16 protein-coding genes, 1 pseudogene and 1 riboswitch are annotated in these 15984 nt (G+C 72.9%); of the genes and pseudogenes, 12 read left to right on the forward strand and 5 right to left on the reverse strand.

Features of this window, described 5'->3' with window-relative positions:
* Positions 1-4: 4 nt before the first annotated feature.
* Positions 5-1174 (reverse strand): glycosyltransferase, encoded by a 1170-nt coding sequence (locus AB0435_RS10185; RefSeq protein WP_366004636.1) that lies wholly within the window; start codon positions 1172-1174, stop codon positions 5-7.
* A gap of 143 nt (positions 1175-1317) precedes the next feature.
* On the opposite strand from AB0435_RS10185, the gene AB0435_RS10190 reads away from it, so the two are divergent.
* The 8 genes from AB0435_RS10190 to AB0435_RS10225 all read left to right on the forward strand — a co-directional run bounded on the left by AB0435_RS10190 (position 1318) and on the right by AB0435_RS10225 (position 9086).
* Positions 1318-2115: an aspartate/glutamate racemase family protein gene (locus AB0435_RS10190; RefSeq protein WP_366426645.1), complete on the forward strand. Its 798-nt coding sequence runs from the start codon at positions 1318-1320 to the stop codon at positions 2113-2115.
* Between the two features lie 79 nt (positions 2116-2194).
* Entirely contained in the window at positions 2195-2800 is a 606-nt protein-coding gene (locus AB0435_RS10195) for a hypothetical protein (protein WP_366426646.1), read from the forward strand.
* Positions 2801-2850: 50 nt separating this feature from the next.
* Positions 2851-3330, forward strand: coding sequence for an NUDIX domain-containing protein (locus tag AB0435_RS10200; RefSeq protein ID WP_366004639.1), 480 nt, complete (start codon positions 2851-2853; stop codon positions 3328-3330).
* A 508-nt stretch (positions 3331-3838) separates the two neighbouring features.
* Positions 3839-4099 (forward strand): hypothetical protein, encoded by a 261-nt coding sequence (locus AB0435_RS10205; RefSeq protein ID WP_366004640.1) that lies wholly within the window; start codon positions 3839-3841, stop codon positions 4097-4099.
* 53 nt (positions 4100-4152) lie between these two features.
* Positions 4153-4590: a winged helix-turn-helix domain-containing protein gene (locus AB0435_RS10210; RefSeq protein WP_366004641.1), complete on the forward strand. Its 438-nt coding sequence runs from the start codon at positions 4153-4155 to the stop codon at positions 4588-4590.
* Positions 4591-4738: 148 nt separating this feature from the next.
* Positions 4739-5752 (forward strand): cation diffusion facilitator family transporter, encoded by a 1014-nt coding sequence (locus AB0435_RS10215; RefSeq protein WP_366004643.1) that lies wholly within the window; start codon positions 4739-4741, stop codon positions 5750-5752.
* A gap of 156 nt (positions 5753-5908) precedes the next feature.
* Positions 5909-7663, forward strand: a complete 1755-nt coding sequence (locus tag AB0435_RS10220) for an ABC transporter permease subunit (RefSeq protein ID WP_366004644.1) — start codon at positions 5909-5911, stop codon at positions 7661-7663.
* A 40-nt stretch (positions 7664-7703) separates the two neighbouring features.
* Complete coding sequence (locus AB0435_RS10225; RefSeq protein ID WP_366004645.1) at positions 7704-9086, forward strand: nitrate/sulfonate/bicarbonate ABC transporter ATP-binding protein; 1383 nt, start codon at positions 7704-7706, stop codon at positions 9084-9086.
* A 12-nt stretch (positions 9087-9098) separates the two neighbouring features.
* Here the strand turns inward: AB0435_RS10225 and AB0435_RS10230 are convergent, their stop codons facing one another.
* The 3 genes from AB0435_RS10230 to AB0435_RS10240 all read right to left on the reverse strand — a co-directional run bounded on the left by AB0435_RS10230 (position 9099) and on the right by AB0435_RS10240 (position 10589).
* A complete protein-coding gene (locus AB0435_RS10230; RefSeq protein ID WP_366426647.1) occupies positions 9099-9512 on the reverse strand; it encodes a metalloregulator ArsR/SmtB family transcription factor in 414 nt (137 codons plus the stop codon).
* Between the two features lie 66 nt (positions 9513-9578).
* The gene (locus AB0435_RS10235) at positions 9579-10343 is read right to left on the reverse strand and encodes a CbtA family protein (protein WP_366426648.1); all 765 of its coding nucleotides are present in this window, start codon (positions 10341-10343) and stop codon (positions 9579-9581) included.
* A gap of 21 nt (positions 10344-10364) precedes the next feature.
* Entirely contained in the window at positions 10365-10589 is a 225-nt protein-coding gene (locus AB0435_RS10240) for a CbtB domain-containing protein (RefSeq protein ID WP_366004648.1), read from the reverse strand.
* A 61-nt stretch (positions 10590-10650) separates the two neighbouring features.
* Positions 10651-10734, reverse strand: a riboswitch (cobalamin riboswitch).
* A 137-nt stretch (positions 10735-10871) separates the two neighbouring features.
* On the opposite strand from AB0435_RS10240, the gene AB0435_RS10245 reads away from it, so the two are divergent.
* The 4 genes and pseudogenes from AB0435_RS10245 to AB0435_RS10260 form a co-directional block, all read left to right on the forward strand.
* Positions 10872-11459: a histidine phosphatase family protein gene (locus AB0435_RS10245; RefSeq protein ID WP_366426668.1), complete on the forward strand. Its 588-nt coding sequence runs from the start codon at positions 10872-10874 to the stop codon at positions 11457-11459.
* A gap of 182 nt (positions 11460-11641) precedes the next feature.
* Positions 11642-13027 (forward strand): ferric reductase-like transmembrane domain-containing protein, encoded by a 1386-nt coding sequence (locus tag AB0435_RS10250; protein WP_366426649.1) that lies wholly within the window; start codon positions 11642-11644, stop codon positions 13025-13027.
* 61 nt (positions 13028-13088) lie between these two features.
* Positions 13089-13514, forward strand: a complete 426-nt coding sequence (locus tag AB0435_RS10255) for an FMN-binding protein (RefSeq protein WP_366004650.1) — start codon at positions 13089-13091, stop codon at positions 13512-13514.
* Positions 13515-13548: 34 nt separating this feature from the next.
* A pseudogene (locus AB0435_RS10260) lies at positions 13549-14178 on the forward strand (FAD:protein FMN transferase); the annotation flags it as partial.
* A 200-nt stretch (positions 14179-14378) separates the two neighbouring features.
* Here AB0435_RS10260 and AB0435_RS10265 read toward each other — a convergent pair.
* The gene (locus AB0435_RS10265) at positions 14379-15941 is read right to left on the reverse strand and encodes an NAD(P)/FAD-dependent oxidoreductase (RefSeq protein ID WP_366426650.1); all 1563 of its coding nucleotides are present in this window, start codon (positions 15939-15941) and stop codon (positions 14379-14381) included.
* Positions 15942-15984 lie beyond the last annotated feature (43 nt).

The raw sequence follows: 15984 nt of genomic DNA on the forward strand, positions 1-15984 counted from the left end.
CCGGTCAGGGCGCGGCCTCAGGGCGGGCGTACGTCCGCCCCTTCCAGGCCGCGCCCCGGCCGCGGTAGTGCTGCACTGCCGAGTCCACCGTCATCAGCAGATAAAGCAGACCCGTGAACGGCAGCAGCGGCGCCAGCGCGAGCGACTGCCGGTAGTAGCGCAGCATCGGTACGTACGTACCGGTCATCACCGCCCACGCGACCGCACCGGCCGCGAGCGTCACCGTGTGTCCGGTCAGCGCGCCCACCAGTACGGCGACCGGCGGCGCGAGATAGATGACCGCCATCCCCGCGACGGTCCCGGCCAGCAGCAGCGGATTGTGGCGCAGCTGTGCGTACGCGCTGCGCGAGACCATCCGCCACAGGGGGGCGAGCCCCGGATACGGCCGGACGCTGTCCACCCGCTCCGCGAGCCCCAGCCAGATCCGGCCGCCACCGCGCTTCACCGCCCGCGCCAGCGACACGTCGTCGATCACCGCCTGCCGGATGCTGTCCGGGATCCCGGCCCGCTCCGCCGCCTCCCGGCGCAGCAGCACGCAGCCGCCCGCGGCCGCCGCCGTCCGCGCGGCCGGCCGGTTGATCCAGCGGAAGGGGTAGAGCTGCGCGAAGAAGTACACGAACGCCGGGACCACGAGCCGCTCCCAGAAGCTCGCCACCCGCAGCCGCGCCATCTGCGACACCAGGTCCAGCCCGCCCGACCGCGCGGCCGCCACCAGCTCCCGCAGGCTGTCCGGCTCGTGCGCGATGTCCGCGTCCGTCAGCAGCAGATACTCCGCGTCCGTGCGGGCACGGGCGAGCGCCATGCCGTGCCGCACCGCCCACAGCTTGCCGGTCCAGCCCGGCGGCGGCTCGCCCGGTGAGTCCACCGTCAGCGGCAGACCGCCGTGCCCGTCCGCGAGGGAGCGGGCCAGCGCGCCGGTGCCGTCCGTGCTGCCGTCGTCGACGAGGAAGATCTCCGCCCGCCCCGGATAGTCCTGCGCGAGGAGCGACGGCAGGCTCAGGGGCAGCACCGCCGCCTCGTCGCGGGCGGGGACGACGATCGCCACGGACGGCCAGTCGTCGGGCGGCGTGCGCGACGGGAGCCGCACGTCCGTACGCCAGAAGAAGCCCTGTCCCAGCAGCAGCCAGGCCCACGCGGCCAGGGAACCGACAGTGATCCACATCAGCGTGCTCATCCGTCGCAGTCTGCCGCACGGCACCCCTGACCGGGGGACTTTCTCCCCTCCGGCTCCGCCGCGGCCGCGAGCGGGCCGTCCGGCGCCGGTGCCCCGGGCATCCGGGGCGGGGCCCGCGGGGGCCCATCCATTAAAGTGACCGGGTGAAGATCGCGCTCATTGACTCCGGAAACGGCCTCCTGGCGGCGGCCGCCGCTGTGCACCGCCTGCGGCCCGACGCCGATCTCGTGCTCTCCTCCGACCCGGCGACCATGCCGTGGGGCCCCCGGACCCCCGAGGACCTCATCGAGAAGGCCCTGAGCTGTGCCCGCGCCGCCGCCGCGCACCGTCCGGACGCGCTGATCGTCGCCTGCAACACCGCTTCCGTGCACGCCCTGGCCGCCATACGCGCCGAGCTCGAACCCGCTCTCCCGGTGATCGGCACCGTGCCCGCGGTCAAGCCCGCCGCGGTCGGCGGCGGCCCGTTCGCCATCTGGGCGACCCCGGCCACCACCGGCAGCCCGTACCAGCGCGGCCTGATCCGCGACTTCGCCTCCGGTGTCCGGGTCACCGAGGTTCCCTGCCCCGGCCTCGCCGACGCCGTGCAGCACGCCGACGCGGCCGGCATCGAGGCCGCCGTGGCTGCCGCGGCCGCCCTCACCCCGCGCGATGTAAGGGCCGTCGTCCTGGGCTGCACCCATTACGAGCTGGTCGCGGAGCGTATCCGTGAGGCCGTTCAGCCGCTGCTGCGTCCCTCGGACGAGTCCCTCGTGCTGCACGGCTCCGCCGAGGCCGTCGCCGCGCAGACGCTGCGCCGGATCGGTGCCGCGCCGGCCCCCGACGCAGCGCCGTCGGGCACCCTGACTGTGCTGTTCGGCGGCCGTGAGGCGGCCCTGGAGCCGTCCTCCCTCAGCTATGCGGAAGGCCGCTCCCTGAGCGCCGTCGGCGCCGCACGCCCCTGACCGCGGCGCGGCCGCACGATCCGGTCCCGTCCGCGCAGCACCCCTGCCGTGGTGGCGGAAGGTGAGTAGGCTGCGTGGTATGAGGGACCACTCCAAGGGCCCGCAGGGCCACGAGGACGACGAGCAGCCGGACGCGGCCGGAACCCCTTCCCCAGCCGACAGCGGCACCGAACTCGCCGTCTGGACCGGCCGTGCGACCAACCGGATCCAGTGGCTGCTGGCCGCTGCGGGCGCAGCCTGCCTGGCGCTGGGCGTCGAGCTGGCCGTCGACAGCGCGTGGACCTCGGGGCTGGCCCCTCTCGTCATGTCGGTCGTCGGCTGCGTCGCCGCGGGCCTGCTGATGCTCTACGGCACCCTCGCGTTCGTCCATGTGGCGGTACGGGTGGACACCGAGGCGCTGGAAGTGCGCTGCGGCCACATCGGGGTGCCCCGCACCCGCATCCCGCTGACGCACGTGGTCGGCGCCGACTTCGCCCCCCGCGTCACCCCCCGCCAGTGGGGCGGCTGGGGCTATCGCTGGCGCCCCGAGAAGGGCACGGCCGTCGTCGTGCGCCGGGGCGAGGGCTTCGTGCTGCGCCTGGGTGACGGGCGTTCCTTCACCGTCACGGTGGACGACGCGGAGGCCGCGGTACGGGCGATCCGTGACGGCCTGCGCCGGGCCGCCGGGCGCCGGGCCACCGCCTGATCCGGGCCGGCAGGGAAGAGCACCACTCCAGCACCCCCTAGGCTCGGACCATGCCGACGCCCGACTTCATCACAGACCTCCGCGCCGTCGCGGGCCACCAGCTGCTCTGGATGCCCGGGGTGAGCGCCATCGTCCTCGACGACACCGGCCGGGTTCTCCTCGGCCGCCGCGCGGACTCCGGTGAGTGGTCGATCATCGGCGGCATTCCCGACCCGGGCGAGCAGCCCGCCGCGGCGGTCGTCCGCGAGGTGTACGAGGAGACCGCCGTCCACTGCGTCCCCGAGCGCGTCCTCCTCGTCCAGGCCCTGGCGCCCGTCACCTACCCCAACGGCGACCACTGCCAGTTCATGGACATCTGCTTCCTCGCGCGCGCCGTCGGCGGCGAGGCGCGTGTCAACGACGACGAGTCGCTGGAGGTCGGCTGGTTCGAGCCGGACGCCCTGCCGCCGATGGAGGACTTCGCGGTCTCGCGCATCAAGCAGGCGATGGCGGACGGCCCGACGTGGTTCGAGGGGATCGGGGAGCGGTGAGTCCCACTCGGCATCTGCCGCGGTGATGTCAAGGTTGCGTCAAGTAGTTGCGTAGATACGCAAGTACGGGGCTATGCTGCTGAACGTTCTGCCGAAGCTGACGAGTCGGGAGTGAACCAGCCGTGCGGGCCGGTCCGTTCCCTGTCGTGTCGTACGGCGCCCCTGCGCGCCCCGGCCGGAAGGAGGCGAAAGACATGGATGGCAGTTGTGCGAGTCCGGGCCACAGTAGGCCCCCCACCCGCATGTCCTCGCTGACTTCCGGCACGCGGTAACCCCCTTTCCCCGCGCGCGCCTTCGCGCCCGCTCCTCTCCTGGCACCCGTGCGGCTTTCCGCCGCTCCGGGCCGTCGGGCTGCGCGTTCGCAGGGGGGATGGCTGCCGCGTGCCCCCGAGCCGCCGGGCCTTCGTGGCGCCTGTTCCACGGGCACCGGCTTCTCCGCCCGCTTTCCGCAGCTCCCGGCCGTGCCGTGGCTTCTTCCGGCATGCCGCTTCATGGAGGTGACCTCCGTATGTCCGTCCTTCCCGTCATCCGCACCCGCTGCGCGCCGCCGTGCGTCGTCCCGGCCGTCCGCGCCTTCCTCGGCGAGGTCGTCCGGCGCGTCGCGGCCGGGGCCGTCGACAGCCCCGTCCTCCAGGTCCTGGGCGCCCCGGCCTGCGCCCGCACCGCGATCGGCCACACCACGCCCAGGCGGCCCCGCGCCCACTGGCACACGGTCACCGGCCCCGACGGCCGTGGACGCCTCCGGGCCGACTGGCGCCTGGAGTCCTGACCGGGTCGTCACGCCCCGGCCGACATCCGTTCCCAGCGCGTCAGGAGCTCCATATGTACCTGCGTTATCCACGGGTCCACCGCACCCACCCGGACTGCCTCACCCCGCCCGGCAGCACGCTCACCGGCACCGGCAGGGCGACGGGTCCCGGCCCCGCCGCCCTGCGGCGACCGCACCGGGCGGGCGGCCTGGTCGTCGACCCCGAACAGCGCACCGCGTCGGCGGGCGAGCGGGAACTCGCGCTCACCTACGCCGAGTTCGAGATTCTCGCCCAGCTGATCGCCCACCCCAGGAGAGTGCACACCCGCCGTCAGCTCCTGGCCTCCATATGGGGACAGGACCACGAGAGCGGCACGCGCACCATCGACGTCCACGTCGCCAGACTCCGCCGCAAGCTCGGCCCGGGCTATCAGGACGTCATCAGGACCGTACGGCAGGTCGGTTACGCACTCGACCCTTCGGGGGCGGCCGGCCGGCCCTGCGGCGGCTGACGGGCCCGCGCCGTACCACGCGCGATCAGTGCAGGTCAGAGCATTCTTATGGGTGTTGATAACGGTCACCAGTGCAGCCTTTGGATCTTCCGACGATATGCGCTTCACTCACTGCGTAACGACCACCGGCAAGTGGGGAGGGCGCGCCATGGGCGGCCGGAATGAACACGAGCACAACCATGACCATGACCACGGAAGCGGGCACGGCGGCCACGCGCACGGGGTGGCCGCCGACGCCGACCGGCGCTGGCTGACCATCGCGCTGGCACTGATCGGGACGTTCATGGCGGTCGAGGTCGTCGTCGGTGTGCTCGCGGGGTCACTGGCGCTGATGTCGGACGCCGCGCACATGCTCACGGACGCCGCCTCGATCGTCCTGGCCCTGGTGGCGATGCGGCTGGCGGCCCGTCCCGCGCGCGGGAGTTACACGTTCGGCCTCAAGCGCGCCGAGATCCTCTCCGCGCAGGCCAACGGCATCACGCTGCTGGCACTGTCCCTCTGGCTGGCGTACGAGGCCGTGCAGCGCCTGATCGCCCCGCCCGAGGTCGAGGGCGGCCTGGTGCTGGTCACCGCACTGGTGGGCATCGTGGTCAACGTCATCGCCGCGTGGTGCCTCTCGAAGGCCAACCGCAGCTCGCTGAACGTGGAAGGCGCCTTCCAGCACATCCTGACGGACCTCTACGGATTCATCGCCACCGCCGTCTCCGGAGCCGTCGTCCTGCTCACCGGCTTCGCCCGCGCGGACGCGATCGCCTCGCTGATCGTGGTGGCCCTCATGCTGCGCGCCGGCTACGGCCTGGTGCGCGCGTCCGGCCGGGTCTTCCTGGAGGCCGCTCCGGCCGGGCTCGACCCCGACACGGTCGGGGACCGCATGGCGGCTGCCGCGGACGCGGTGGAGATCCACGACCTGCACGTCTGGCAGATCACCTCGGGTCAGCCCGCCCTGTCCGCCCACGTCCTGGCCGCCCCCGACGCGGACTGCCATGCCCTGCGGCGCGACCTGGAGCACATACTGGAGCACGAATTCCGCATCACCCACACCACGCTTCAGGTCGATCACGCCACCGAACGGGTCCCGGCCCTCGCCGGACCGGGGGAGCGGCACCCGCACTGCGCGGACTCCCACGGCACCGCCCATCACAAGGGCGCGCACGCGCACTGACCACTGGCTCAGCCTCCGGCACAGGCCCAGGATGGTGAGGAGAGACCGAGGAGGTGTGGCATCAGGTGCCGTCCGCCGTGCACCGTTCCCGTCGACGCCGTCCCGTCCCTGCCGGAGGAACCGGCAGACAACAGCCGTGTGCTGGGGGTTGTCCCGATGTCCTTCCTGTCACGACCCACCACGTCGCGGGCCTCCCTGCCCGCCCGGGTGGCCGGGCGGCTGTCCCGCATGTCGTGGGTCGACCTCGTGGTCGCCGTCGCCGTGCTGGTGGGGATGTACCTCCTGCTGCGTGTGAGCAAGGGCGTCACGGTCTCCTTCGACCCGGCCCACGTCGTCAAGGTGGACACCGACCCCGCGAAGCTGCCGTACTACGCGGCACGAAGCCTGCTGCGGATGTTCGTGGCACTCGCCGCCTCGGTCGTCTTCACCCTCGTCTACGCCTACGCGGCCGCCCGCAGCAGGCGCCTGGAACGGGTGCTGATCCCCGCGCTGGACATCCTGCAGTCCGTTCCCGTGCTGGGCTTCCTGACCGTCGCGGTGACCGGCTTCATCGCCCTGTTCCCCGGCTCGCTGCTGGGGCTCGAATGCGCGTCCATCTTCGCGATCTTCACCTCGCAGGCGTGGAACATGACGTTCGGGTTCTACCACTCCCTCATCACCTTGCCGCGTGAGCTCGACGAGGTCTCCCGTTCCTTCCGCTTCACCCGGTGGATGAAGTTCTGGAAGGTCGAGCTCCCGTCCGGGGCGATCGGGCTCGTCTGGAACGGGATGATGAGCTTCGGCGGCGGCTGGTTCTTCCTGGTGGCCTCCGAGGCCATCAGCGTCTCCCACCACTCGTACGCGCTCCCCGGCATCGGATCCTTCGCGGGCACGGCCATCGCCGACGGCGACCTGGGCAAGGTCGGCTGGGCGGTGGCGGCCATGACGGTCATGGTCGTCGGCGTGAACTTCTTCTTCTGGCGGCCGCTGACCGCGTGGACGGAGCGGTTCAAGAACGAGCAGTCCGAGGCCGCCGACGTCCAGCGCTCGCTGGTGCTGGACTTCCTGCGCCGTTCCTCCTGGCCGCGCCTGCTGGGCAGGCTGACCCGCCCGGCGGGAGAAGCGCTGAGCCGGGCCGCGCGGGTCCTCGGCACCGACGACCGGCCGCTGACGGTCAACCGGCTGCACCGCCGGGCCGGTGACCTCGTCTTCGCCGTGGTGGCCGGCGGCCTGGTCCTCTGGGGGCTGCTCGACCTGCTCGGCTACCTCGATCACCACACCGGGCTCGGGGTTTTCGGGGAGCCCCTGCTGCTGGGACTCGCCACCCTCGCGCGCGTCGTCGTCCTGGTGGCCCTCGCGACGCTGGTGTGGGTACCGATCGGCGTGAAGATCGGCTTCTCGCCGAAACTGGCCCGCGTCGCCCAGCCCTTCGTGCAGATCCTCGCGAGCTTCCCCGCCAACTTCCTCTTCCCGCTCGCCACCTGGTTCTTCCTCAGGACCGGACTCTCGATCAACATCGGCGGCATGTTCCTGATGGCCCTCGGCGCCCAGTGGTACATCCTCTTCAACACCATCGCCGGAGCCTCGGCGATCCCCTCCGACCTGCGCGAGGCCATGGACGACCTGGGCGTACGCGGCTGGCAGCGCTGGAAGCGCCTGATCATCCCCGGGATCTTCCCCGCCTACGTCACCGGCGGCATCACCGCGTCCGGCGGAGCCTGGAACGCCTCGATCGTCTCCGAGATCGTCACCTTCGGCGGCACGACACTGACCGCGACCGGCCTGGGCGCGTACATCTCCCACGCCACCTCCGACGGCGACTACCCGCACCTCATCGCGGGCATCGCCGTGATGGCCCTCTACGTCGTCGGGCTCAACCGGCTGCTGTGGCGCAGGCTCTACCGCCTCGCCGAAACCCGCTACTCCCTGTGAACCGCCTGCTCTCGCAGACCTATCGGAAGGAGCCTCGCACATGGCCCCGAGCGCCGGACCCGGCCGGACCGCAGACCCCCGCTCCGCCGGGGGCGAGGTGCTGCTCGCCGCCCGAGCCGTCACCAAGTCCTACGCCGGCGCCGACGGTGAACTGCCCGTCCTCGCGGGCGTCGACCTGGACGTACGCGCCGGCGAGATCGTCGCCCTCCTCGGCCGCTCCGGCTCCGGCAAGTCCACCCTGCTGCGCTGCCTCGCCGGCCTCATCCCCGCCAGCTCCGGCACCATCACCTACCGGGGCGAGGCGCTCGACGGCGCGAACCCCGGCACCGCCATGGTCTTCCAGACCTTCGCCCTGCTGCCCTGGCTCACCGTCCAGCAGAACGTCGAACTCGGCCTCGAAGCACGGGGCGTGCCCGCCAGGGAGCGTGCCGAGGCGGCCCTCCAGGCCATCGACCTCATCGGCCTCGACGGCTTCGAATCCGCCTACCCCAAGGAACTCTCCGGCGGCATGCGCCAGCGCGTCGGCTTCGCCCGCGCCCTCGTCGTCGAACCCGACGTGCTGATGATGGACGAACCCTTCTCCGCCCTCGACGTCCTCACCGCCGAGAACCTGCGCGGCGAACTGATGGAACTGTGGGCCTCCGGCCAGTTCCCCACCCGGGCCGTCGTCCTCGTCACCCACAACATCGAGGAGGCCGTGCTGATGGCCGACCGCGTCGTCGTCCTCGGCTCCCGGCCCGGCACCCTCAGGGCCACCTTCGACGTGGCCCTGGAACGCCCCCGCGACCGCAACGCCCCCGAGTTCGACGCCCTGATCGACGCCATCTACCAGGTCATGACCGGCCGCGAGAAGGACACCGCCCCGCACCTGCCCGGCCGCACCGCCGCCGAGCCCGCCAAGCGCACCATGGCCAACACCCCGCTGCCCCAGGCCAGCGTCGACGGCCTCTCCGGCCTCGCGGAGATCCTCACCCAGCACGGCGACCGCTGCGACCTCGCCGACCTCGCCGAAGAACTCGGCCTGGAGGTCGACGACCTGCTGCCCCAGGTCGACGCCCTCGAACTGCTCGGCTTCGCCCTCATCCGCGAAGGCGACCTCCTCCTGACCCCGTCCGGCACCCGGTTCGCCCGCGCGGACGTCCAGGAATCCAAGAAGATCTTCGCCGACGCGGTGCTCGACGCCGCGCCACTGGTGCGCCTCGTCGTCACCAGCCTGCGGCGCACCGACGGCACCCTGCGTCCCGGCTTCTTCCGCGACCTGCTCGCCCACCACTACACGAGCGAACAGGTCACCCAGCAGCTGGAGACCGCCACCGACTGGGGCCGTTACGCCGAGCTCTATTCCTACGACGCCGCCCGCGAGGAGTACGCACTGGACGAGGGCGGAGCGGGCCTCGCCCTGGTGCCCGGACGACCGGAGTGACCCCGGCGCCCCTCAGCCGCCCGCCAGCGGCCGCGGCCGCAAGCGCGCACGCGCCTGCCCCTTCGCCACCGCGGACTCGGCGGCGGCCTCGGACGCCGCGGTGCCGGCCGCTTGCGGCGCCGAGTCGGACCGTGCGACCAGGACAGCACTCTGCAGCAGCGCCACCACGTGCTGTCCCGCGACCCGGTAGAAGATCCGCGTCCCCTCACGCCGTGGGACCACCAGTCCTGCGGCCCGCAGGCGCGCCAGATGCTGCGACACCGCCGCCACATGCGCTCCGGCCAGCTCGGCCAGCTGCCCGACCGAGTGCTCGCGCTGCGTCAGCGCCCACAGCACCTGGAATCGCGTCGTGTCGGCCACGGCCTTCAGCACGGCGACCGCCTGTTCCACCCCGGCCGTACCACCAGGTGATCCCTGCGCGTCCATGCGAGGAGTCTAGACAGACGCGGGCTGGACCCGCCGCTTCCGGCGGCGGGCCCATGGGGAACGCGGTCAGTTCACCGGTGCGGCCGGCCTGGTGGCGGTGCCGCTCTGCCGGTCCGGCGCGGTCCTGGGGGTCAGGACCCGTTCGGCGAGGTGGCCGAAGAGGAGGCCGAAGGCGGCCCAGAGGGTGCACTGGATGGCGAGGGCGGCGAGGCGGAACTGCCACAGCACGGTGGCCGGGAAGTCCTTGGGCACCTCGTTGACCGCGGGCAGGAACGCGTACGCGAGACCGATCACGAGGACCAGGGCGGCCGAAGCCACCACGGTCGCGTACCAGTTGCCCAGGCGCGGGGCCAGTCGCTTGCCGAGGACGACCGCCGCGATGCCGAGCAGGACGCTGAGCGCGATCATCAGGAAGTAGAGCGTGGTGCGTTTGGTGATGGTGTCCGGGTCGCCGACGGACGGCGGGTTGGCGGGGTATTTCAGGAACGGCACCACATAGACGGCCAGCAGGCTGCCCATGGAGACCATGAGCGCTGTCGCGCGCGGGCCGAACCTGCCGATACGGCCCAGCGCCACGCAGAACGCGAGGGCGGCGATGCCGCCGAGAGCGACGCCGTAGACCAGGACACCGGTGGCGAGCCCTGCCGTGGACTGCAGGGAGCGGCTGACCAGCTCCACGCCGTGGTCGTGGCTGTGTGCCTCCTCGAAGTCGATGGCGGCGTCCACCCGGGGCTCACCCAGGAGATAGGCCACGACCAGGGCGAGGAGACCGGCGACGAGGCCGGCCAGCATGCCGCGTACGAGCAGCACGCGTACGGAGACGGGATTCACGGGACTTTCCTCCGGCCGTCGTCAGTGGCAGGGGAAGCCGAGGAGGTGGCGCCCGTCGTGGACCCACTCGTGCACGTTCTCACCGGAGATGACCGACGTGGCCCCCTGCTCGGCGCCGACGAAATAGAGCAGGACCAGCATGAGGACGCCGAAGAAGACCGCCCACGGGGCGATCGCCTTCAGGGATATGGGGGTGACCGCCGGTGCGGCGGAAGAGCTGGGTGCGGTGGCAGCGGACTGCGCCATGGTTGAACCTCCTGGGGAAACTCGCGTCCCGGACTTGGGGGGCATCAACGACGGTGAGTGGGTCTGACTCACCGGCCGTCACCGCGCGTTGCGGATCCGACCGGGTACACAGTGGCGCGACCGTGCCGGAATTCCACCGGCTTCCATCACACCGTCGTCATGTTCACGCGACCGTACCGCGTGCTGGTCGGCCTGGCTACGGCGTACGACACACCCCCGCACGCCCCCGCCGTCGGCACCATGATGTGCTGGAGCACAGGGCAGACAGCCGAGGGGGACGGAATGACCGTGCGCGTGATGCTCGTATCGCCGGCGATGAACATGGCACTGCGGCAGCCGCGTTTCGACGACGGTGCCTCTCTCGACCACGTCGGCCTGCGGCAGGCGCGTGCCGCTGCGGGCGCGTTGCCCGAGGCCGGCCGGTACCTCCGCGGCCCGTCCACACGCTGCCGCGAGACGGCGGACGCCCTCGGCCTGGACGCCGAACAGGCCGGAGACCTGCGCGACCTGGACGTCGGGCGCTGGCACGGCCGGACACTGGACGACGTGAGCACCGCCGAACCCCGAGCCGTCGCCACGTGGTTGTCCGACCCCCTCGCCACACCTCACGGGGGCGAGTCGCTGTCGGCCCTGACCGCGCGTGTCGGTGGCTGGCTCGATGCCGGGAGCGACGAGAGCGGCAGGATTCTGGCTGTCGTGGAACCGGCTGTGGTCCGGGCGGCCGCCGTGCACGCGCTCGGCCTCCCCCTGCACACCTTCTGGCGCCTCGACGTCCCCCCGCTGACCTTGACCACACTCACCGGCCGCTCCGGGCGGTGGAACCTGCGCTGCGGACAGCCCCTGCACCCGGCCGCGGCGTCGACGGACTGACTCCGGATCAAGGCGCACACGGCCCGGGCCGGGGGTTCCACATCCACGACCGGTGAAGTGGGGGCACGGCCCCGAGAACCTGTGAGTTTCCTGCGTACCCGGGCCGGGGTGGCCTGGTCACAGGGTTTTCAGAGGAAACGCTGGAAGCCTGGCCGCCTTGTCACCACCGGAGAGGAGAACAGGTGGCCACCAGCACTTTCGACGGCCCGGCCGTCGTCCGTGGCGGTCCTCCCGCGCACGCGGCCGCCCCCCGCCCGTTCCGGGTCGGCCGTCTTCCGGCCCAGGTGCTGATCTGGGCCGGGGCGGCCGCCGTGCTCGGGCTGTGGTGGACCGACACCCCGGCGGTCGTCGGCCCGGCCGGCTGGCTGACCGGAGCCGGCCGCATCACCGGTCTCCTCGCCGGCTACGCCTGCGCCGTCCTGCTCGCCCTGATGGCCCGGGTGCCGGCCCTGGACCGGGGCGTCGGCAGCGACCGGCTCGCGCGCTGGCACGCCGCGGGCGGCCGCTACACGGTGGGCCTCGCCCTCACCCACACGCTGCTGATCATCTGGGGCTCCGCGCTCACCACGCACACCGGCGTCGTGAGCCGGACGACCACCCTCGTCCTGACCTACCCGGACATGCTCAAGGCCACCGCGGGCTTCCTGCTGCTCCTCGCCACCGGCATCCTGTCGGCCCGCGCCGCCCGGCGGCACCTGAGCTACGAGATCTGGCACTACCTGCACTTCGCCACCTACCTGGCCGTCTTCCTCGTCTTCGGCCACCAACTCGCCGACGGCGCCGACTTCGTGGGTGACAACGCCGCCCGGCTCGCGTGGTACGCCCTGTACGGCGGCGTGGCCGCGCTGCTGGCCTGGTTCCGCTTCGTGGTCCCGGTCCGGCGCGGACTCCGGCACCGGATGCGCGTCTCGCACGTACGCACCGAGGCACCCGGCGTCGTCTCGGTCTACGTCACGGGCGTGCGCCTCGACGAACTCCGGGCGGAACCGGGCCAGTTCCTCCGGTGGCGCTTCCTGTGCCGGGGCATGTGGTGGACGGCCAACCCGTACTCCCTCTCCGCACCCGCCCGGCCCGGCCGCCTGCGCATCACCGTCAAGGCCGCGGGCGTGCACAGCGCGGCCCTCGCCCGGCTCGCCCCCGGCACCCGGGTCTGGGCGGAAGGTCCCTACGGCGGCTTCACGGCCGCCCCGCGCGCCGCCCGCAGGGTCCTGCTCCTCGCGGGCGGCGTCGGGATCACCCCGCTGCGCACCCTCTTCGAGACGCTCCCCGGCCAGGTCACGCTCATGTACCGGGCCCGCCGCCCCGAGGACTTCGCGCTGCGCGGCGAGCTCGACGCGATCGCGGGCGCCCGGGGCGCCCACGTCGTCTACGCGGTCGACGAGCCGTCCGCGTACGGCTTTCCCGTCGTGCCCCTCACCGCGCCGGGCCTGCTGGGGCTCGTGCCCGACCTGGCCGCGCACGAGGTGTACGTGTGCGGGCCGCCCGGCATGTGCGAGGCGGCGCTGCGGGCCCTGCGCGGCGCGGGCGTACCGCGCCGCCGCATCCACCACGAGTCGTTCGCCCTCTGAACCCGCAGACCGTGTCCGCACCGGGATCCGCACCCGAGTCCGCACCCGAAGGAGACCGCGCGTGCGCCGAGCCGCCGTCACCGTCCTGACGACAGCCACGGGCGTCGTCCTGCTGCTGTCCCTCAAACCGCAGCACAGCCCGCCGCCCCCGGCCGTCTCCGCGCCGCAGCCCGTCACTTCGCCCGCCGCGACCCTGCCTCCGGGCAGCCGGACGGGCGCGTTCACCGGTGCCGTGATCGACACCCGGTACGGCCCGGTCCAGGTCGAAGCCACCCTCACCCGGGGCAGGCTGACCGCCGTCCGCGTGCTCCAGGCGCCCTCCGGCCGCGGCAGGGACCAGGAGATCGCCGCCTACGCCTTGCCCCGGCTCACCCAGGAGGCGCTGGGTGCCCAGAGCGCCGGCATCGACGCGGTCTCCGGCGCCAGCTACACCAGCGAGGGCTACATCCAGTCCCTGCAGAGCGCCCTGGACAAGGCCGGTGCCTGAGCGCGGGCGCGGGCAGCGCCACGTCGAGCACGCCATGGGGACGGTCTTCTCCTTCGACATCCGCGACACCGTCACCCCGGCCGTCGGCCGGGCCCTGCGCGAGGCGGTGACGTGGCTGCACCATGTGGACGCCCTGTTCTCCACCTACCAGCCCGACAGTGCCGTCCGCCGTCTCGACCGCGGTGAGACCACGGTCGGGCAGTGCCCGGCGGAGGTCGGCGAGGTGCTCCGGCTGTGCGCGGAGGCGGAGGCGCTGACCGGGGGCTGGTTCAGCGCCCGGGCCGGCGGCCGGCTCGACCCCTCCGGGCTCGTCAAGGGCTGGGCGGTCGAGCGGGCGGCGGCCATCCTCCACGGAGCCGGGGCCCGCAACCTCTGCGTCAACGGCGGCGGAGACCTCCAACTGCACGGCGAGGCCGCCCCCGGAACGCCCTGGAAAGTGGGCATAGCGGACCCCGCGCGCCCCGGCGGACTGCTGGCCGTCGTGACGGCCGAGGCCCCTGCCTCCGCCGTCGCCACCTCCGGCACCGCCGAGCGCGGCCACCACATCCTCGACCCCCACTCGCGCCGCCCCGCGCGCGGCCTGCTGTCGACGACGGTCATCGGCCCGAGCCTGACCTGGGCGGACGTCCACGCCACGGCGATCTTCGCCCGCGGCTCGGCGGCGGCCGTCGAGGGCCACGAGGTGCTGACCGTCTCGGAGGACGGCCTGGTCCGTGGCGGCGGGGGTCTCGCCCGCGTGGTGACGGGGCCCAGCGCCTCGGGGCGCGGCGCAGCCGGGTGGGGCAGGGATACTGCTGCCCGCCGCCGAGGGGGCGCAGTCCTTCGAGTTCGCGGTCGTACGGCCGGGGCCGGGGCGCCGCTGGGTCAGCGGGGGAGTCCCCCGGGGAGTCCCTCCTCGCTCGTCGGGCTGACGCGGTCCGCCCGCGGTGCGGGCACGGGGGCGGACGGTGCGGAGCAGGTGTAGGCGGCGGGGTCGAAGCGGCTGAGCCTGCGGACGAGGCGGCCGGTGGACCAGGGCCAGCAGAAGGTGTTCCGCCCGCCCGCGCCGAAGTAGTAGCTGGAGCAGCCGCCCGTGTTGTACACGGTGGTCTCCAGGGCCTCCTGCACGGCGGTGTTGTGGTCGGCTTGGGCGCCCGGTTTCACGTCCAGGTACGCGTAGCGGCCCTGCCGTAGGTGGGTCATCGCACCGGAGAGATAGGCGAGTTGCGCTTCGAGGACGGTGATGGCCGAGGTGGAGCCGGAGAAGAGGTTGGGGCCGAGGAGGAGGAAGAGGTTGGGGAATCCGCTGACGCTGGTGCCGAGGTAGGCCGTGGGTCCGCTCTCGCCCCAGGTCTCGTGCAGTGACCGGCCGTCCGTGCCGTACACGCCCCGGGCCAGCGGCAGTTCACCGATGCGGAAGCCCGTGGCGTCGATCACCACGTCGGCCTCGGCCCCGGTGCCGTCGGCACCGATGACGTGCCGGCCGCGTACGGCGGAGGCGGCGGTGGGGTGCAGGTGGACGTGGGGCCGGTTGAGCGCCGGGTAGAAGGTGCTCGACGTCAGCAGGCGTTTGCAGCCCAGGCGGTAGCCGGGTGTCAGGGCCCGGCGCAGCACCGGGTCGTGGACCGCGAGCCGCAGGTGGGCGCGGGCCATGGCCTGCGCGGGCCCCACGAGGTGGGGGTGACGGAAGGCGTAGCCGAAGCCCTCCTGCACGCCGTACTGACCGGCCCGCATGGCACGTTGTGCGCCCGGGATCCGCTTCATGCACCAGCTCAGCGCCCGGGGGACCGGGAAGTCGGGTTTGGGCAGCACCCACTGGGCGGTGCGCTGGAAGAGATGCACGGCCGCCGCCCGGTCCTGGACGGCGGGCACGACCTGGACGGCGGAGGCGCCGCTGCCCACCACGGCCACCCGCCGGCCGGACAGGTCCACGGAGTGGTCCCACTCGGCCGTGTGGAACACCGGCCCGGGGAACGCGTCGAGCCCCGGCACGTCGAGCCGGCGGGGGACGTGCCAGGGTCCCGTGGCGAGGACCAGGACGGCGGCGCGGTACTCGCCGTCGGTGGTCTCCAGGTGCCAACGCCCCGCCGCTCGGTCCCACCGGGCCCGCAGGACACCGACACCGCACCGCAGCACGTCACCGACACCGTGCCGGTCCGCGGTCGACCGCAGGTAGTCGTGGATCTCCCGCTGCCCGGCGAAGGTCCGGCTCCACCCGGGATTCGGCGCGAAGGAGTAGGAGTACAGCGAGGACGGGACGTCGCACGCGCAGCCCGGATAGGTGTTGTCGCGCCAGGTGCCGCCGAGTTGTGCGCCCTTCTCCAGCACCAGGAGGTCCCGGAAGCCCTGCTGGCGCAGCCGGATGGCGGCGCCGATGCCGGAGAATCCCGCACCGACGACCACCACCCGTGCGTCTCTGTCCGTGCGAGGTCCGAGCGGGATCGACACCACATGCTCCCCATGACGGCAAGGTCCTGAACGGCCCTCTCCG

The organism is Streptomyces sp. NPDC051173 (assembly GCF_040689515.1).
In the GTDB taxonomy this organism is placed as follows: domain Bacteria; phylum Actinomycetota; class Actinomycetes; order Streptomycetales; family Streptomycetaceae; genus Streptomyces.

Excerpts from the sequence above, each read along its gene's own strand:
- AB0435_RS10185 (WP_366004636.1), bottom strand. The coding sequence starts at position 1,174 with ATGAGCACGCTGATGTGGATCACTGTCGGTTCCCTGGCCGCGTGGGCC.
- AB0435_RS10195 (WP_366426646.1), top strand. The coding sequence starts at position 2,195 with ATGAGGGACCACTCCAAGGGCCCGCAGGGCCACGAGGACGACGAGCAG.
- AB0435_RS10200 (WP_366004639.1), top strand. The coding sequence starts at position 2,851 with ATGCCGACGCCCGACTTCATCACAGACCTCCGCGCCGTCGCGGGCCAC.
- AB0435_RS10205 (WP_366004640.1), top strand. The coding sequence starts at position 3,839 with ATGTCCGTCCTTCCCGTCATCCGCACCCGCTGCGCGCCGCCGTGCGTC.
- AB0435_RS10210 (WP_366004641.1), top strand. The coding sequence starts at position 4,153 with ATGTACCTGCGTTATCCACGGGTCCACCGCACCCACCCGGACTGCCTC.
- AB0435_RS10215 (WP_366004643.1), top strand. The coding sequence starts at position 4,739 with ATGGGCGGCCGGAATGAACACGAGCACAACCATGACCATGACCACGGA.
- AB0435_RS10220 (WP_366004644.1), top strand. The coding sequence starts at position 5,909 with ATGTCCTTCCTGTCACGACCCACCACGTCGCGGGCCTCCCTGCCCGCC.
- AB0435_RS10225 (WP_366004645.1), top strand. The coding sequence starts at position 7,704 with ATGGCCCCGAGCGCCGGACCCGGCCGGACCGCAGACCCCCGCTCCGCC.
- AB0435_RS10230 (WP_366426647.1), bottom strand. The coding sequence starts at position 9,512 with ATGGACGCGCAGGGATCACCTGGTGGTACGGCCGGGGTGGAACAGGCG.
- AB0435_RS10240 (WP_366004648.1), bottom strand. The coding sequence starts at position 10,589 with ATGGCGCAGTCCGCTGCCACCGCACCCAGCTCTTCCGCCGCACCGGCG.
- AB0435_RS10245 (WP_366426668.1), top strand. The coding sequence starts at position 10,872 with ATGACCGTGCGCGTGATGCTCGTATCGCCGGCGATGAACATGGCACTG.